At 63.4% G+C, this 15,895-nt stretch carries 12 protein-coding genes; 6 read left to right on the top strand and 6 right to left on the bottom strand.

Annotated features, from left to right (window positions below):
- Nucleotides 1-281: 281 nt before the first annotated feature.
- A complete protein-coding gene (locus RBA40_RS07730; RefSeq protein WP_099880628.1) occupies nucleotides 282-1,688 on the bottom strand; it encodes a DEAD/DEAH box helicase in 1,407 nt (468 codons plus the stop codon).
- A gap of 415 nt (nucleotides 1,689-2,103) precedes the next feature.
- Complete coding sequence (locus RBA40_RS07725) at nucleotides 2,104-3,471, bottom strand: transglycosylase SLT domain-containing protein (RefSeq protein WP_306647285.1); 1,368 nt, start codon at nucleotides 3,469-3,471, stop codon at nucleotides 2,104-2,106.
- Between the two features lie 483 nt (nucleotides 3,472-3,954).
- Between RBA40_RS07725 and RBA40_RS07720 the strand changes: the two genes are divergently transcribed.
- The 4 genes from RBA40_RS07720 to RBA40_RS07705 all read left to right on the top strand — a co-directional run bounded on the left by RBA40_RS07720 (nucleotide 3,955) and on the right by RBA40_RS07705 (nucleotide 6,439).
- Nucleotides 3,955-4,524: a DUF1415 domain-containing protein gene (locus tag RBA40_RS07720; RefSeq protein WP_306647284.1), complete on the top strand. Its 570-nt coding sequence runs from the start codon at nucleotides 3,955-3,957 to the stop codon at nucleotides 4,522-4,524.
- Nucleotides 4,525-4,531: 7 nt separating this feature from the next.
- Complete coding sequence (locus RBA40_RS07715) at nucleotides 4,532-4,717, top strand: DUF1289 domain-containing protein (protein ID WP_229423505.1); 186 nt, start codon at nucleotides 4,532-4,534, stop codon at nucleotides 4,715-4,717.
- Nucleotides 4,718-4,900: 183 nt separating this feature from the next.
- Nucleotides 4,901-5,284 (top strand): response regulator, encoded by a 384-nt coding sequence (locus RBA40_RS07710; protein ID WP_306647283.1) that lies wholly within the window; start codon nucleotides 4,901-4,903, stop codon nucleotides 5,282-5,284.
- A 6-nt stretch (nucleotides 5,285-5,290) separates the two neighbouring features.
- Nucleotides 5,291-6,439, top strand: a complete 1,149-nt coding sequence (locus RBA40_RS07705; protein WP_306647281.1) for a sensor histidine kinase — start codon at nucleotides 5,291-5,293, stop codon at nucleotides 6,437-6,439.
- A gap of 70 nt (nucleotides 6,440-6,509) precedes the next feature.
- On the opposite strand, the gene RBA40_RS07700 is transcribed toward RBA40_RS07705, so the two are convergent.
- Nucleotides 6,510-7,016: a DUF1993 domain-containing protein gene (locus RBA40_RS07700; protein WP_306647279.1), complete on the bottom strand. Its 507-nt coding sequence runs from the start codon at nucleotides 7,014-7,016 to the stop codon at nucleotides 6,510-6,512.
- Nucleotides 7,017-7,333: 317 nt separating this feature from the next.
- Between RBA40_RS07700 and RBA40_RS07695 the strand changes: the two genes are divergently transcribed.
- Both RBA40_RS07695 and RBA40_RS07690 read left to right on the top strand, forming a co-directional pair.
- Nucleotides 7,334-10,462 carry a bifunctional diguanylate cyclase/phosphodiesterase gene (locus RBA40_RS07695; RefSeq protein ID WP_306647277.1) on the top strand — a complete coding sequence of 1,043 codons (3,129 nt, stop codon included), beginning with the start codon at nucleotides 7,334-7,336 and terminating at the stop codon, nucleotides 10,460-10,462.
- Nucleotides 10,463-10,530: 68 nt separating this feature from the next.
- Nucleotides 10,531-12,813: a xanthine dehydrogenase family protein molybdopterin-binding subunit gene (locus RBA40_RS07690; protein ID WP_306647276.1), complete on the top strand. Its 2,283-nt coding sequence runs from the start codon at nucleotides 10,531-10,533 to the stop codon at nucleotides 12,811-12,813.
- Nucleotides 12,814-12,837: 24 nt separating this feature from the next.
- On the opposite strand, the gene RBA40_RS07685 is transcribed toward RBA40_RS07690, so the two are convergent.
- Genes RBA40_RS07685 through RBA40_RS07675 form a run of 3 tightly spaced genes read right to left on the bottom strand, consistent with a single transcriptional unit; the run spans nucleotide 12,838 to nucleotide 15,858 of the window.
- Nucleotides 12,838-13,833 carry a DUF2059 domain-containing protein gene (locus tag RBA40_RS07685; protein ID WP_306647274.1) on the bottom strand — a complete coding sequence of 332 codons (996 nt, stop codon included), beginning with the start codon at nucleotides 13,831-13,833 and terminating at the stop codon, nucleotides 12,838-12,840.
- The gene (locus tag RBA40_RS07680; RefSeq protein ID WP_306647273.1) at nucleotides 13,830-14,855 is read right to left on the bottom strand and encodes a DUF2059 domain-containing protein; all 1,026 of its coding nucleotides are present in this window, start codon (nucleotides 14,853-14,855) and stop codon (nucleotides 13,830-13,832) included. Before RBA40_RS07680 ends, RBA40_RS07685 begins: the two co-directional genes overlap by 4 nt.
- A gap of 43 nt (nucleotides 14,856-14,898) precedes the next feature.
- A complete protein-coding gene (locus tag RBA40_RS07675; protein ID WP_306647272.1) occupies nucleotides 14,899-15,858 on the bottom strand; it encodes a DUF2059 domain-containing protein in 960 nt (319 codons plus the stop codon).
- Between the last annotated feature and the right edge of the window lie 37 nt (nucleotides 15,859-15,895).

The following is a 15,895-nucleotide window of genomic DNA, read 5'->3' as shown; positions in this document are numbered from 1 at the left end:
ATCGCATGCGGGTACGGCGCCCGGCGCTGACGCCGGGGCACGCCGGCCGATGCGCCGGCAGGCGGGCGGCGGCGATGCCTTGGGCGCCCGCGCCGCCGAATTCGATAGTCGACACGAAAAAAAACGCTGCTGAAAACACGCAAGCCTCCGCGAGGGAGGCTTGCGTTTGCTACTGTCGCTCCTGCTGGGCTGGCACTCGCCCGGCCATTTCTGGCGGGTAGTTCCTTGCACCGGCAGGGCGGACGGCATGCGCTTGCGCGGCACGCCGATCGGGTCGACGATTAACGGTCGCCGTACGAGCTGCGGGTGCGCTCGGAAGCCGGACGCGGGTTCGAACCCTTGTAGCCGCCGCCGGTTGCGCCTTCCTTGCGTGGGGCTGCGCCCGGTTTGCTGAACGTACGCTGGCCTGGCTTGGCGCCGCCGCGGTTGTCGCCTGGTTTCCAGGTGCCTGGACGGGCAGCCGAACGTGGCGCCGACGCGGTTTTCTTCGGCTCGAAGCCTTCGATCACGTTGACCGGAATGAGCTGCTTGGTGAAGCGCTCGATGCGCTTGACGTTCATGCCTTCGGCATGGTTCACCAGCGAGATCGCCAGGCCATTGCGGCCGGCACGGCCGGTACGGCCGATACGGTGCACATAGTCTTCAGGGAACTTAGGCAGGTCGTAGTTGAACACGTGGGTGATGTTCGGGACATCGATACCACGGGCAGCAACGTCGGTCGCGACCAGCACGCGGACCTGGCCGCGGCGCAGGCCGTCCAGGGTACGGTTACGCGCGCCCTGGTGCATGTCGCCATGCAGTGCCGCTGCCGAGAAACCGGCGATGTTCAGGCGGTCGGCGATGGTGTCGGCATCACGCTTGGTGGCGGTGAACACAACAGCCTGGTCCAGCGTTTCGTCGCGCAGCAGATGGTCGAGCAGGCGGTTCTTGTGCGACAGGTCGTCGACGAAGTGCACGCGCTGCACGATGTTTTCGTGCTTCGATGCCGAACCGGCGATCTGGATGATCATCGGGTCGGTCGTGATGCGGCGGGCCATGTTGCCGACCATGCCGTCGAGCGTGGCCGAGAACAGCATCGTCTGGCGGTTCGCCGGCGTGGCGGCGATGATTTTTTCGATGTCGTCGATGAAACCCATGTCCAGCATGCGGTCAGCTTCGTCGAGCACCAGGATTTCGAGTTCCGAGAAATCGATCTTGCCCGATTCCATATGGTCGATCAGACGGCCAGGGGTAGCGACCAGGATTTCCGGGTTGCGCGCCAGCAGTTGCATCTGCTTAGGATAAGGCATGCCGCCCAGGATCGACACGGCCTTGATACGGCGGATCTGGGTGCCGTATTTTTCGGTCGCGCTGGTCACTTGCAGTGCCAGTTCGCGGGTCGGGGTCAGCACCAGCATTTTAGGCTGTGCAGCTTTGAAACGTGGACGCTCGCCGCGGGCACGCGCATTCTGCGCTTCCTGGGCTGCGTTCTTGGACGCCTGCGATTGCTCGGCAACGGCGAATTTGTGAAGTGCTGGCAGCATGAATGCTGCGGTCTTGCCGGAACCGGTCTGCGACGATACCAGCAGGTCGCGGCCGCTGATGGCGGCAGGAACAGCTTGCTCCTGAACTGGGGTCGGCACGGTGTAACCGGCATCGGTTACTGCTTTTACGATAGACGCGTGGAGGCCTAATGCTTCAAAACTCATTATGTTCTTTTCTTTCGGTATAGATCAGCGCCCGAGCACATGCTCCGAGCGCAAAATAGCAACGCCAACCAACACAACGAAATGACTCAGGATGAAAGAAATTTCGGCACAAAAGCTTTGCGCCGGGACGGTGTCAGGTGCGACACACAAGGCGGGAGGGCTTTATTGAGGGTATCCGTGGGATACGCCTAGGCTTGCGAAGCTGCTAGTTTTACTTCTTTGTTACTGCTAAAGGCCATCGCTTCAGTCTGATTGCGAGAAACGTATTGCAGCGCACAAACAACACTATACAGTAGTTTCACTGTAGTTGTATAGGTAAATCCGAATAGTGTGTATCAAAAAGCTGGATTTACCGGGAAAGTCTTGGTAGATAAAGCGGCATGGCGGGCGCACCGGATGCGCCCGCCACCTGCGATCAGCCGCCGCGCCGTTTGTAGCGCGACGTTTCGTTGGCTGCCGTCTTGGCGTTGCGCCCGGAGACGCGCGTTTTCAGCTCGGCGACCTTGCCCTTGATGCGCTGGGCGTTGGTCTGCTTTTCGGCGCGGCCAGGGCGGCGGCCGGCGCGTTCGGCTTCGAACGCCATGACCGCGTTGTCGACGACGTGCTCGGCGATATCGTTGTGCACCGAGGTCGAGATTTTCGGCACCAGGATGGTGGAACCCGCCTTCAGGCGGGTTGCCGCCGGAATATTGTTGGCCTGGCGGATCACTTCCGGCGTCGTGCCGAAGCGCGAAGCCAGCGACGCGATGCTGTCCTTGGCGCCGGTGATCTTGTGCGTGGTCCAGGTCGACAGGGCACGGCCCCATTGCGACAGATTCAGGTGGAACTTCTCCGCATTTTCCTGTGGCAACAGAATCTTGGTCTGCTCGCCGCCGGTGATGACCGGGCGGTTGAACTGCGGATTGAGCGCCTTGAATTCCTCGACCGACAGTTCGGCCAGCTGGGCGGCGATGGTCAGGTCGATGTCGCTGGTCTTGTCGACCGTGGTGAAGTAGGGTGTATTGTCGATCACCGGCAGCGACACGTGGTACTGGGCCGGGTTGGCGATGATGTTCTTGACCGCCTGCAGTTTCGGCACGTATTCGCGCGTTTCGGCCGGCATGTGCTCGTACAGGCTTTCGTAGTCGGTCGGTTTGCCGAGCGCCTGGTTCTTCTTGATGGCGCGCTGGACATTGCCTTCGCCCCAGTTATAGGCGGCCAGGGCCAGCGGCCAGTCGCCGAACATGCCGTACAGGCGCTGCAGGTAGCTCAGCGCGGCATCGGTCGAGGCCAGCACGCCGCGGCGCTCGTCCTTGAACATGTTTTGCTTGAGATTGAAATCCTTGCCGGTGCCGGGCACGAACTGCCACATGCCGGCGGCGTTGGCCTTGGAATAGGCTTGCGGATTGAAGGCCGATTCGATAATCGGCAGCAATGCCAGCTCGGTCGGCATGTTGCGCTTCTCGAGTTCCTGGACCACGTGGAACAGGTAACGCGAGGCGCGCGCCGAGGTGCGGGCGATATAGTCGGGACGGGTGCTGTACCACTTGACGTGCTTGGTAACGAGCTCGTTGTCGATGTCGGGAATGGCGTAACCGGTACGGATACGGCCCCAGACATCGGCTTCCTTGTATTCATCTGCCTTGACGGCGGGGAAGGGATGCAGTGGAGCCGGTGCGGGCTTGACCGTCGGGGCCAGCGGCGCAACGTTGGTTGAGACGGAGTCGACCGCGTGGCTGAGCGCAGGCGCGAGCATCAGAACGAGGACTGCAAGTGAAGTGGTATTGCGTGTCGTTTTTTGCATAGCGTTCCATTGTTGGGTCCGAAAACTGCTGGACAGACGAATAGATAAGGTCGGAGTGTACGTACCACTTATCGTTTGAGTCAAGTCAAATATATGTGTGCGCGGCAAATATTTTGATAACACTTTCGACCAATATTGTTGCATCGGAAAAGACCAATTGCCGGGAGTATGCCTTAAAAGTGCCAGGATGCTATCAGTGTATGGACGGGGTCGCTTGAGATACTCCCAGGGGGTATGCATGATGTTCTCCTATGGCAAGGATGCGCGGGCGGGCGCTGCGCGGGGCCGGCGGGGGCGAATGCGGCGGCCCCGCGAACAATACCAAAACCGGGGCGTCGCCGGTGCGGGCCGCGAACCGGGCGTCGGCCTCTAAACTACGCGCGCACGCGGGCGCACCTATGAGGTGGCGCAAAGAGTGCGTACAATTTGGGTTTTGCGCGGACGCTTGCTTCTCGCGCATCTTCTATTACTGAAAGCATCAGCATGAGCACCCCCAATCTGAACGCCGACGATGAGCAGATCATTGTCGCTACCCAACAATGGCTGGAAAAAGCCGTCATCGGACTCAATCTATGTCCGTTCGCGAAGGCCGTTCATGTGAAAAAGCAGGTGCGCTACGTCGTTTCCAGCGCCACCACGCCGGAAGTCTTGCTCGAAACCCTGATGAATGAGCTGCAACTGCTGTCCGATACCGACCCGGAAGCGATCGACACCACCCTGCTGATCCACCCCTTCGTGCTGGGCGACTTCCTCGACTACAACGAATTCCTCGACGTGGCCGATGCCGCCCTGGAAGACATGCAGCTCGACGGCGAACTGCAGGTAGCCAGTTTCCATCCGCAATACCAGTTCGCGGACACCGATATCAACGATATCGGCAACTTTACCAACCGCGCGCCATACCCCATCCTGCACCTGCTGCGCGAAGACAGCATCGAGCGGGCGGTCGAGGCATTCCCGGAAGCGTCCGAGATCTTCGACAAGAATATTGAAACCATGGAAAAGCTCGGCCACGACGGCTGGGATGCGCTCGATGTCGGCCCCGCCAAGTGAGGGCGCCATGAAGCCGCCTGAACGGCCGGACACGCCCTGTGTCGCGGTCTGCTCGACTACGTTCGACGAGATCTGCCGCGGCTGCGGGCGCAGCGTGGTGGAAGTGGCGCATTGGGTGTCGATGAGCGACGCCGACAAGGAAGTGGTGTGGGTCCGTATCCTTGCGCAAGGCTACCCGCGCCGCAATACCTGATCGCTGGCGCGCAGGGGAGCCGCGCGCTTCCCCTGTCTCTATATGTCTGTGGTGCTCGATTGGCCGTCCCAATGTTCGGTAACGAACGGATATATTTCCTATAGGAAGCGACACTTGAGGCGAGTCAATTTTGGCTCGTCGCCGATGCCTCGGCGCGGACGCAAGGCGGCGGGGGAAGCACAAATGATACTGATAGTGGACGACGATGCGGGCATGGCGGAGACCTGCTCCATGTTCTTAGAGGCGCATGGGTTCGACGTCAGTATCGCGGCCAGCGGCGCCGAAGCGCTTTCCAAGCTCGGCGGCGCGCCGCACACGCTGCTCATTTCAGACTGTGCCATGCCTGAAATGAGCGGGGTGGAGTTAAGCGAGAATCTGAAAGCCGATCCCTCGACGGCACGCCTTCCCATACTGCTGATGAGCGCCTCGTTGCGATGCGATATCGCCAGAAGCACGGCCTACGATGCCTTCCTGCGCAAACCGTTCCTGGCGGAGAACCTGCTGATCGAAGTGCGCAAGCTGCTCAAGGGCGTCAACCCGGTGCGCAACGATTTCAGCAAGGTCTGAATGCGCTTGTCAGAATTTATCCTCGGTAATCTTGACCCCATCCTGGCGGAGTGGGAAGAATTTGCGGCCACCTTGGCGCCGCTCGAAGATGCCGACCGGATCGAACTGCGCGATCACGCCACCGAGGTATTAAAAGTCATCGCCACCGATTTGGACACCCCGCAAGCCGAAAGTGAAAGCATTGCCAAGTCGCAGGGCCTCGCTCCCGTCGCGGGAATCGACACCGCCGCCGAAATTCACGCGGCCGCGCGCATGTCGTCCGGCTTGAACAGCGATCAGGTGATGGCCGAATTCAGGGCGCTCAGGTCGAGCGTGCTGCGTTTGTGGGCGCGCAGCGTGACCATCACCACTGCGGACGAAATACAGGACATGGTGCGTTTCAATGAAGCGGTAGACCAGGCGCAAAGCGAATCGATGGCCCGCTATTCCAAGCTGCTGCGCGATGCCCAAAGCCTGTTCCTGGCCATTCTCGGCCACGATGTGCGCTCGCCGCTTGGCGCGGTGAGCATGGGTGCCCAAGTGCTGCTGCATGACCAGACCTTGCCGTCGAAGGTGCTCAAGGTGGGCCTGAGGATTTTCAACAGTGCGAAACGGGTGGACGAGATCGTGCGCGATCTGCTGGACTTTTCCACGTCCCACCTTGGCGGTGGAATTCCCATCGATCCCTACACCGTCGATCTCGAACAGATATGCCTCAATGTGGTTGAGGAAGCGCGGACATTTCATCCCGACCGTCGGATCGAGTTCGTTTCCGAGGGCAATCTGACTGGTACCTGGGATGGGCCGCGCCTGGCCCAGGCGTTCGCCAACCTGATCTCGAATGCCATCCAGCATGGCAACGAGGGCGGCGTCATCCACATCGCGATGAACGGATGCCAGCCAGACGTTGTGTTCGAGGTGAAAAACGACGCCGACGCGATTCCCACGGCCAAATTGAGAACGCTATTCGATCCGGTAAAAAGTTTTGCCATCCGCCCGCCCAGCGAGCGCAGCATGTCAAGGGTGCAAAACCTGGGGTTGGGCTTGTACGTCGTGAAAGAGATTGTCAGGGCGCATGAAGGCCAGATTACGGTGACTTCCACCCAGGAAACCGGGGTGACATTCACGATCAGGCTTCCCCGCCTCACGCCTCACCGCAGGAATGGCGAGGGCTAGCCCGGTTGCGCATGCGCAGGACGGCCGGCGCAGGAGCCGCGCGGCTCCCCTCGCTACCTATATATACGGCTTAAAACGAGCCGATGAAATCCTTCTTGCCCACTTCCACGCCGTTATGGCGCAGGATCGCGTACGCGGTCGTGGCGTGGAAATAGAAGTGCGGCAGCGCGTAATGCACCAGATAGACCTGGCCCTTGAAGTGCTTGGCGTTGGCGCCGCTGCTGGTGCTGATGTCGCGCTGGGCGCTCGCTTCGATGCCGTCCTGCGGCAGGCCGTTGATGAATGCCAGCGTCTTGGCGATGCGCTCCTTCAGGTCGGCGAACGTCTGCTCGGTATCTTCATAGCGCGGCACGTCCACGCCTGCCAGGCGGGCGCAGCAGCCCTTGGCGAAATCGGCCGCGACCTGGACCTGGCGCAGGAAGGGAAACATGTCCGGATACAGGCGCGCCTGCAGCAGGGCGGCCGGTTCGATCTTCTTTTCGGTGGCGTGGGCTTCGGCCTTGTCGATGACGGCCGACAGGCTGGTCAGGATTTGCTTGAAAACGGGTACCGAGGCGTCGTACATGGAAAAAGTCATGGGGAATCCCTTTTAGAAAAGTGCTGCGATGATAGCAAGTCGGCGCGATTCGCGCTGAGCGGCTGTCTATTTGCATTGGCCAACGGATGAGACGACATCCATCGACCGAGGCATTGACGCAGATGCCGGGATCCGCTGCATGGCCGCCTTGGCGTCAGCAATAACGTCAACTGTTTTCATTTCCCCGTCTGTAAAACGCCTCATCCGCCCGTGCCGTTGGTGACTTGACGAGAGCTTCCGTGCATAATTCCGTATAGAAAACTTTTCTTGCCTAACTTATCATTCAGGCATCTTCCCCATGCTTTCAGACTTGCTGCATGCTTAGCACGGCCTACCAACGTTTCCGTACCAAGCTGAGCAGGCTGTACGGGCTGTCGATTTACGGCGCGCTGATGCTGGTCGTTTTCGGCGGGCTGGTCATTCCCGCGCTGATCGGCAGCTACGTGCTGATCGGGGTGCAGGAGCAGACGGCGGCCAAGGCGGTGCTGAACGAGTCGCTGCGCCGCAATGTCGACATTCTCGCCCTCGGCATGCAGGAGTCGCTCTGGAACATGAACGCCGAGTCGGCCCAGTCGCTGGTCGAATCGGTGATGCGCGATCCGTCGGTGCTGCGCATCCAGGTGATCGGCCAGTCCGACGCCCCGTTCATCAACATCCACTCGGCCCAGCGCCGGGCGGGCCATATCTACCGCGCCCAGCGCGACATCCTGGTGCGCGGCGAACGCATCGGCGTGGTGGTGGTCGAGATGGACGACGCCCGCAGCCAGCAGGAATTGCGCGGCAAGCAGTCCAGCTACGCCTTCGTGCTGGCGTTCCAGCTGACCGTGTCGCTGGTGCTGATCGTCCTGTTCCTCAACAAGCGTCTGCTGGTGCCGCTGCGCCAGCTGATGAAGTTTTCCGACCGCCTCTCGCACGGCGACTTCGAGACGCGCCTCGACCTCGAAGGCAGCGATGAACTGGGCCGCCTGGCCAAGCAGATGGAGCAGATGCGGGTCGCCATCAAGCACCTGTTCGAAGATATCGGCCGGCGCGAGGAGCGCTTTCGCACCATCGTCACCCAGGTTCCCGGCGCGGTGTTTCGCGTGCGCCCGGGCGGCTCGATCGATTTCGTCAGCGACGCCATCGAAGACATTTCCGGCTACCCGGCCGCGCTGCTCATGCGCAGCACGACCGATGCCTGGTCGGACCTGATCTGCCCCGAAGACCGGCGCATGCAAAGCCGCACCGTGCGCGAAGCGATGGCCAGCGGACGCCCGTACGAAATCGAATACCGCATCATCGACGCCGGCGGCATCGAGCGCTGGGTCTCCGAGAACGGCCAGCCGCAGGCGGGGGCCGTGCCCGAAAAATCGTGGGTCGACGGGATCATTTCCGATATCAGCGAACGCAAACACAACGAGATGCGCATCGCGGCGCTGCTGACCGAGCAAAGCGCGATCCTCGACAACGTCATGTTCGGCGTGATGTTCGTGCGCGAACGGCGCATCGTGTCGGTCAACCGCCGCTGCGAAGACCTGTTCGGCTACGCCAGCGGCGAGATGACCGGCAAGCTGGCCGACATCATGTACCCGAATCACGATGAATTCGTGCGCGCCGGCGAGCAGCAATACGCGGCCCTGGCCGAGGGCAAGGACTACAACGAAGAGCGCCAGTACATGAAAGAGGACGGCACCGTCTTCTGGTGCCGCGTGAGCGGCTGCGCGCTCGACCCGGAGCGCCCCAACGGCGGCAGCATCTGGGTCTATGCCGACGTCACCGAGCGGCGCGAGGCCGAGGAAAAGCTGCGCCTGTCGGCCACGGTGCTCGAACATATCGCCGATGCCGTCATGGTCATCGACGTCGAGCTGGGTATCGTTGCCGTCAATCCGGCCTTCACCCGGATCACGGGCTTCAGCGAGAGCGAGGCGGTCGGCAAGGATGTGCGCCTGACCCGCTCGCACACCGAAAACCCGGCCATGTACCAGCAGATGTGGGCCGAACTGGGCGAAGTCGGTTTCTGGCGCGGCGAGCGCTGGGACACGCGCAAGAGCGGCGAAACCTACCTGCAGTGGCTCACCGTGTCGGCGGTGCGCGACAACCATGGCGTCACCACCCACTACGTGGCCGTGTTCAGCGACATCACCAAGGTCAAGGAATCGCAGGAGCAGCTCGATCACATGGCGCACCACGATTCGCTCACGGCGCTGCCCAACCGGCTGCTGTTCCACGACCGCCTGCTGCACGCGCTCAAGCGCGCCGCGCGCGACGGCCAGCAGCTGGCGGTACTGTTCATCGATCTGGATCGCTTCAAGAACGTCAACGACACGCTCGGCCACCACGTCGGCGACGAGCTGCTCAAGCAGGTCGCGTCGGCCCTGCAGGGCAAGCTGCGCGAAGGCGACACCCTGGCGCGCCTGGGCGGGGACGAATTCATCGTCCTGCTCGAAAACGTCAGCGGCCAGTCCGGCGCCGGCCAGGTGGCCGAAAAACTGATGGCCATGTTCGAGCAGCCCTTCATCGTGTCCGACTACGAGTTGTTCGTCACCGGCAGCGTTGGCATCAGCATGTTCCCGGATGATGCTGCCGACCTGAATATGTTGATCCGCAATGCCGACGTGGCGATGTACCAGGCCAAGGCGCGCGGCCGCAACGGCTACCAGTTCTACGCGCCGTCGATGACGGGCGAAGGCGTCGAGCGCCTGCGCCTGGAAGCGATGCTGCGCCGCTCGATCGACAAGAACGAAATCTTCCTCAATTACCAGCCGCAGGTCGAAATCGATACGGGCCGCCTGATCGGGGTCGAGGCCCTGGTGCGCTGGAATAATCCGGAACTGGGCAACGTGCCGCCGGTGCGCTTCATTCCGCTGGCCGAGGACACCGGTTTCATCAACCAGCTCGGCAAGTGGGTGCTGGACGAAGCCTGCCGCCAGATGATCCGCTGGGAGGCGGCAGGCCTGCACGTGCCGAAAATCGCGGTCAACCTGTCGGTCAAGCAGTTCGAGCGCGGCAGCATCGTCAACATGGTGGCCGATATCCTCAAGGAGACGGGCCTGGCGCCCCAGCGCCTGCAGCTGGAAGTGACCGAGTCGGTGATCATGAATACCGGCGACGCGCTGGTCTTCATCAACGACCTGCATTCGATCGGCGTGGGACTGGCGATCGACGATTTCGGCACCGGCTACTCGTCGCTGGCCTACCTCAAGCAGTTGCCGGTGCAGACGCTGAAAATCGACCGCAGCTTCATCAAGGATATCTCGACCGACGTGAACGACGAGGCGATCGCGATCGCCATCATCCAGCTTGGCAAGAGCATGAACCTGTCGGTAATCGCCGAGGGTGTCGAAACCGAGGAGCAGGCCGCCTTTTTGCTGCGCCACGGCTGCAACCAGGCGCAGGGCTACCTGTACAGCCGCCCCGAGCTGCCCGAGACGATCCTGGCGCGCTGGCCGGCGCACGTGCCGGCGTAAACACCGTCTGTCGCGCCGCACCGGTGGCGTGCTACAGTGCGAATCCCCGCGCACGCCATGAGAATGCAATGAGCCAGTCCACACCGAAGAACAAGACCCGCCGCCGTTTTCTGCTCGGCGGCCTCGCTGCCGGCGGCGCCCTGGTCGTCGGCTGGGGCATCCAGCCGCCGCGCCAGCGCCTGCACACCGCGCAACCCTTGCCGGTGACCGGCGGCGCCGTGGCCCTGAACGGCTGGGTGGCGATCGCGCCCGACGGCACGGTGTCGGTGGTGGTGCCGCGCTGCGAAATGGGGCAGGGCGTAAATACCGCGCTGCCGATGCTGCTGGCCGAGGAGCTCGACGTGCCGCTGTCGCAGGTGCGCATCACCCAGGCGCCGATCGACAAGATCTTCAGCAATCTCGAAGTACTGCGCGAGAATCTGCCGTTCCATCCCGATGACCGCGGCAGTCTCAAGGAAGGCGCGCAGTGGATGCTCTCTAAAGTCGCGCGCGAGCTGGGCATCATGATGACGGGCGGGTCGAGCAGCATCAAGGATGCCTGGCTGCCGATGCGCGAAGCGGGCGCCGTGGCGCGCGCCATGCTGATCGCCGCCGCGGCGCAGGAATGGGGCGTGCCAGCGGCGCAGTGCAAGGGCGCGGGCGGCTTCGTGGTCCACCCGGACGGCAAGCGCGCCTCGTACGGCAGCCTGGCCGCCAGGGCGGCGGCGGCGGGCCTCGATATTTCCCCGTCCGACGTGCGCCTCAAGCAGCCCGGCGAATTCACCCTGATCGGCACGCCCCAGGCGCGCCGCGATTCGCCGGCCAAGGTCAATGGCAGCGCCATGTTCGGGATCGACGCGCGCCCGCCCGCCATGCTGTATGCGGCGGTGGCGATGTCGCCGGTGGTGGGCGGCACGGTCGCGTCGTTCGATGCCGCCAAGGCCAAGGCGATGCCGGGCGTGGTGGACGTGGTCGACGTGTCGGCCTCGCTGTCCGGCAAAACCGGCGCCGGCGCGGGCGTGGCGGTGATCGCCGACTCGTACTGGCGCGCACGCCAGGCGCTGGGTGCGCTGGCCGTCAAGTGGAACGAGGGTGCCAATGCCGGGTTGTCGAGCGCCGATATTTTCAAGCAGTTCGCCGCCGCCCTCGATACCGAATCGGGCTTTACCTATTACGAAAATGGCGACGTGGCCCTGGCCGCGGGCGCGGTCAAGACCATCCGCGCCGAATACCGCGCGCCTTTCCTTGCGCATGCGACCATGGAGCCGATGAACTGCACCGCGCAGGTGGCGGGCGGCAAGGTGATGCTGTGGGCCTCGACCCAGGTGCCCAGCATGTGCGTCGACGTGGCGGCGAAGGTGGCGGGCGTGAACCGCGCCGACGTGTCGGTCGACGTGCTGCTGCTGGGCGGCGGCTTCGGGCGCCGCCTGGAGGTGGACGTGGTGGCGCAGGCGGTCGCGGTGGCCATGGCGGCCGGCGGCAAGCCGGTGCAGCTGGTCTGGTCGCGCGAGGACGACATGACGCACGATGTGTACCGTCCGGCCGCGCTGGCGCGCTTTTCCGGCAGCGTGGACGCCAAGGGCGGCATCGTCAGCTACGACAACAAGTCGGTCAGCGGCTCGATCGGGCACCAGTACTTTCCGCGCAACCTGGGCCTGCCCGGCGTCGGTCCGGACAAGACCACGGCCGAAGGCGAGTACGACATGCAGTACGAGATCGACAACCAGCGCGTGGTGCACGTCATCGTCGACAGCCAGGTGCCGCTCGGCTACTGGCGCTCGGTCGGCCACTCGCACAATGCGTTTTTCAAGGAGAGCTTCATCGACGAACTGGCGCATGCCGCCGGCCAGGATGGGGCGCCGTTCCGACGCGCGCTGCTGGCGCGCCATCCGCGTCACCTGGCGGTGCTCGACGCGGCGCTGGCCAGGGCTGGCGCCGCGCCGGCGGGCCGCGCGCATGGCGTGGCGCTGCACCAGTCGTTCGGCAGCATCGTGGCGCAGGTGGCCGAGGTGTCGGTGACGGACAAGCAGATCCGCGTGCACCGCGTCGTGTGTGCGATCGATTGCGGCCTGGCGGTCAATCCGAACATCATCGCGCAGCAGATGGAGTCGGCTGTGGTGTTCGGCCTCTCGGCCGCGCTGGCGGGGGAGGTCACGCTCAAGAACGGGCGCGTCGAGCAAGGCAATTTTGGCGACTATCCGGTACTGCGCATCGATAGCACGCCCGAGGTGGAGACGGTGATCATCAAGAGTGCCCAGCCGCCCGAGGGAGTGGGCGAGCCGGGCACGCCGCCGATCGCGCCGGCCGTGGCCAACGCGGTGTTCAAACTGACCGGGCAGCGCTTGCGCAGCCTGCCGCTGCGCCTGGCCTGACGGCCGCTCCTCGGCCCGCGGGCCTTAGTTGGTCCGCGCCGGTTTGTGCGCCTTGATCGCTATTTCTGGCGTGGCGGGCTCGATCGTTTGCTCTTTTCGTTGCGCCATCGTGGCCAGGCCCCGCAGATCGATCGATTGCAGGTACGCGTGCACGTGGGTCGCCAGCTCGGTCTCGGCCAGTTCGATCTTGACGCGTTGCGCGGCGCGCTCCGGGTTCCGGTTGTTTTCGATGAGCGCGGCGAGGTCCGGCTCGTCCAGTTCCGATGCCATCACGCGCGCTTCGACGGCGGCGATCTCTTCAAACTTGAATTGCTCCCGGAGCATGCGGGCAAAGCGCCTCGATTGCTCGCTTTGCCCGGCGCTTTGCACGACGCCGTCGGCGCCGGTCACTTGCACCGCCATCGTCTCCAGCCCGGCCATGTTGGCGTCGAAGCGCCCGCGCGCACCGGGCCACTCCAGCATCATGGCCAGGGCCAGTGCTTCCTTCGAGCCGGCGCGCGGCAGCGGGAGCGGGACGGCAGTGAAGGTGCTGTCGGGGTTGAGCGTCATGAATTGCGCCGTGCGTTCGGCAATGTGCGCCTGGACGGCCGGTGCCCGCTTCTGCATCGCCGGCGCGATCTTGTCGATGAAGGTCTGGCCGAACGGGCTTTGCGCCTGAACGATCAGGGCCTGCACCTCGGACTCCTGAAAGTGCTGCTGGTAGATCGCGACGGCTCCCGGTTCGATCACGCTCCAGCCGGCGCGTTCGCGCAGGATGGCGCTCATGAGCTCATACGTCGCTTTCCTTTCCGCCTGTTTGCCGGTATCGGTTTCGTCCGGCCATGGCGGCGCCGCGGTCTCCAGGATCGCCGCAGCCATGCTCTCGCTCAGGCGCTCGGTCTTCGAGATCGAAAAATAGCGACCCAGGCTTTCCCTGGTAGCCGGTTCGGCCCAAGCCGGCTGAGAAAGGGCCAGGGCGAGGAGGCAGGCCTGCGCAAGCGAACGCGCGGCGCCGATGGCGGGCATGGGCAGCGGCCTCATTTCTTTGCAGGCGCCTTGGCTGCCTTGGCCGGCTTGCGTGGCCTGGCCGGCGTGGCCGGCGCTTCCTCGCTGCCGGCGTCGGCGAGCTGTTTGAGCACGTCGCCCGACTGCATCGCAGCGCTCATGCGCGTCATCAGTTCCGCGTCGGCCTGCGCGATCTTGATCCGTTGGGCGGCGCGCACGGGATTCTTGTGCTCCTCGATCAGCGCGGCCATTTCCGTTTCGCTCAATTCGCCGGCGATCATGCGCGCTTCGATGGCGGCCATCTCTTCGAACTTGATCTCGCTGCGGATCGCCTTGGAGAAGCGCCGCACTTCCTCGCCGATACCGGCGGTCGCTTCGCCGTCGAAGGCGGCTGCCATTTCCAGTCCGCGCGTTTCGATGTCGGCCATGTTCTTGTTGAATTCATCGCGCGCGCCCGGCCAGTCGAGCATCAGGGCCAGGGCCAGCGCTTCTTTCGAGCCGGCCGGCGGCTGCGGCAGCACGACAGGGGGCGGCACGCTGCCCTCCTTGCGTTCCCTGAGTTCTTCAATGCGCCTGGCCAGATGGACCGCCACCACGGGCGGCTGTTTCAGCAGCGCCGGCGTGACCTTGTTGATGATCATCTGGCCGAGCGGGCTTTGGGCCTGCACGAGCAGTTCCTGCACATCGGACTCCTGCAAGTGCTTCTGGTAGCTCTCGATGGCGACCGGTTCGACCTTGTTCCAGGCGATCTGCTTGCGAATAATGGCGCTGGTGCGCTCGAAGCGGGCCTTGAGGTTTGCCTTTTTCTTCGGATCGCTCTCGTCCTGCCATTGCCGAGCCTCGATCTCCAGCAGCGCATCCATGGCGGTATCGATCATGCGCTCCGATTTGGCAATCTCGAAGTAGCGGCGCAGGCTTTCCTCGGTGGCCGGCGCGGCGTGGGCGCCGTGTGCCAAAGCCAGCGTGACAATGCATGCCTGCGCGAGCGCGCGCGCGGCGTTGATGAGCGGTGTGTGCAAGACGTTCTTCATGGGGCGGTACTGGTTGGTATTGTTCAATGGCGGCCCCCTGCTGCCGGCGGGGCCGCCGCTACGAGGATGCTTATTGTTTGCTGGTGGCCTTGCCTGCCTTGGCCGGCCTGGCCGCGGCTTGTTCGCCGGCGAGCAGTTTCTGCATCTCTTCCGACTTCAGGGAGGCGCCCGCGCGGCCCATCAGTTCCGCTTCGATCTGCTCGATCTTGTGACGCTGCGCGAAGCGCGCCGGATTCTTGTTTTCCGCCGTGAGCGTGGCGATGTCCGCCTCGTTCATTTCCTCAGCGATCATGCGCGCCTGGACAGCGGCCACTTCCTCAAACTTGAATTCGGTCCGGACCGCGGTGGCGAAGCGCCGCACGCGTTTGGCCAGGTCGGTATTGCCCTGGCTCTCGAACGAAGCCGCCTGTTCCAGCGACTTCTCCGCCACCTGCGCCATGCCCTTGGTGAACTGCTCGCGCGCGCCTGGCCATTCGAGCATCATGGCCAGGGCCAGTGCTTCCTTCGAGCCGGCCGCCGGCTTCGGCAGCGCGACAGGAGGCGGCACGCTGTCGTCCGTGCGCGCCTTCATTTGCTCGATCCGCTTGGATACATAGCCATCGACCACTGCCGGTTGCATCTGCAGCACCGGGTTGACCTTGTCGAGGAAGTTGCGGCCGAACGGGCTTTGGGCCATGACGATCATGTCCTTCACCTCCGATTCCTGCAAGTATTGCTGATAGTCGGCGATGGCCTTCGGTCCGAACACGGTCGAGACGACATGCTTGCGCACGCTACCGTACAGGCGCTCATAGCGGGTGGCCAGTTTTGCCTTTGCCTTGGGGTCGTTCTCCGCCTGCAATGCGCCCCCTTCGTTCCTGAGCATGGCTTTGGCCGCCGTGTCGGCGATGCGCTCGGACTTGGCGGCGTCGAAGTAGCGCTGCAGGCTTTCCCTGGTGGCTGGTTCGGCGTGTGCCGCCTGCGACAGGGCCAGGGTGACGATGAATGCCTGCGCGAGCGAACGCGCGACTTTGGTAAACGTTGGTTGCAAGATGGGCTTTCGTTAGAGGTGGAAGAAATGCGAAATA

This window comes from Massilia pseudoviolaceinigra (assembly GCF_030846505.1).
GTDB classification, from domain to species: domain Bacteria; phylum Pseudomonadota; class Gammaproteobacteria; order Burkholderiales; family Burkholderiaceae_D; genus Telluria_A; species Telluria_A violaceinigra.
This window is presented reverse-complemented; position numbering and strand designations above follow the sequence as displayed.

What these genes read in the sequence shown, in the direction of transcription:
- RBA40_RS07695 (WP_306647277.1), top strand. Translation starts at nt 7,334, where the DNA reads ATGCTTAGCACGGCCTACCAACGTTTCCGTACCAAGCTGAGCAGGCTG.
- RBA40_RS07685 (WP_306647274.1), bottom strand. Translation starts at nt 13,833, where the DNA reads ATGAGGCCGCTGCCCATGCCCGCCATCGGCGCCGCGCGTTCGCTTGCG.
- RBA40_RS07720 (WP_306647284.1), top strand. Translation starts at nt 3,955, where the DNA reads ATGAGCACCCCCAATCTGAACGCCGACGATGAGCAGATCATTGTCGCT.
- RBA40_RS07715 (WP_229423505.1), top strand. Translation starts at nt 4,532, where the DNA reads ATGAAGCCGCCTGAACGGCCGGACACGCCCTGTGTCGCGGTCTGCTCG.
- RBA40_RS07700 (WP_306647279.1), bottom strand. Translation starts at nt 7,016, where the DNA reads ATGACTTTTTCCATGTACGACGCCTCGGTACCCGTTTTCAAGCAAATC.
- RBA40_RS07710 (WP_306647283.1), top strand. Translation starts at nt 4,901, where the DNA reads ATGATACTGATAGTGGACGACGATGCGGGCATGGCGGAGACCTGCTCC.
- RBA40_RS07730 (WP_099880628.1), bottom strand. Translation starts at nt 1,688, where the DNA reads ATGAGTTTTGAAGCATTAGGCCTCCACGCGTCTATCGTAAAAGCAGTA.
- RBA40_RS07690 (WP_306647276.1), top strand. Translation starts at nt 10,531, where the DNA reads ATGAGCCAGTCCACACCGAAGAACAAGACCCGCCGCCGTTTTCTGCTC.
- RBA40_RS07725 (WP_306647285.1), bottom strand. Translation starts at nt 3,471, where the DNA reads ATGCAAAAAACGACACGCAATACCACTTCACTTGCAGTCCTCGTTCTG.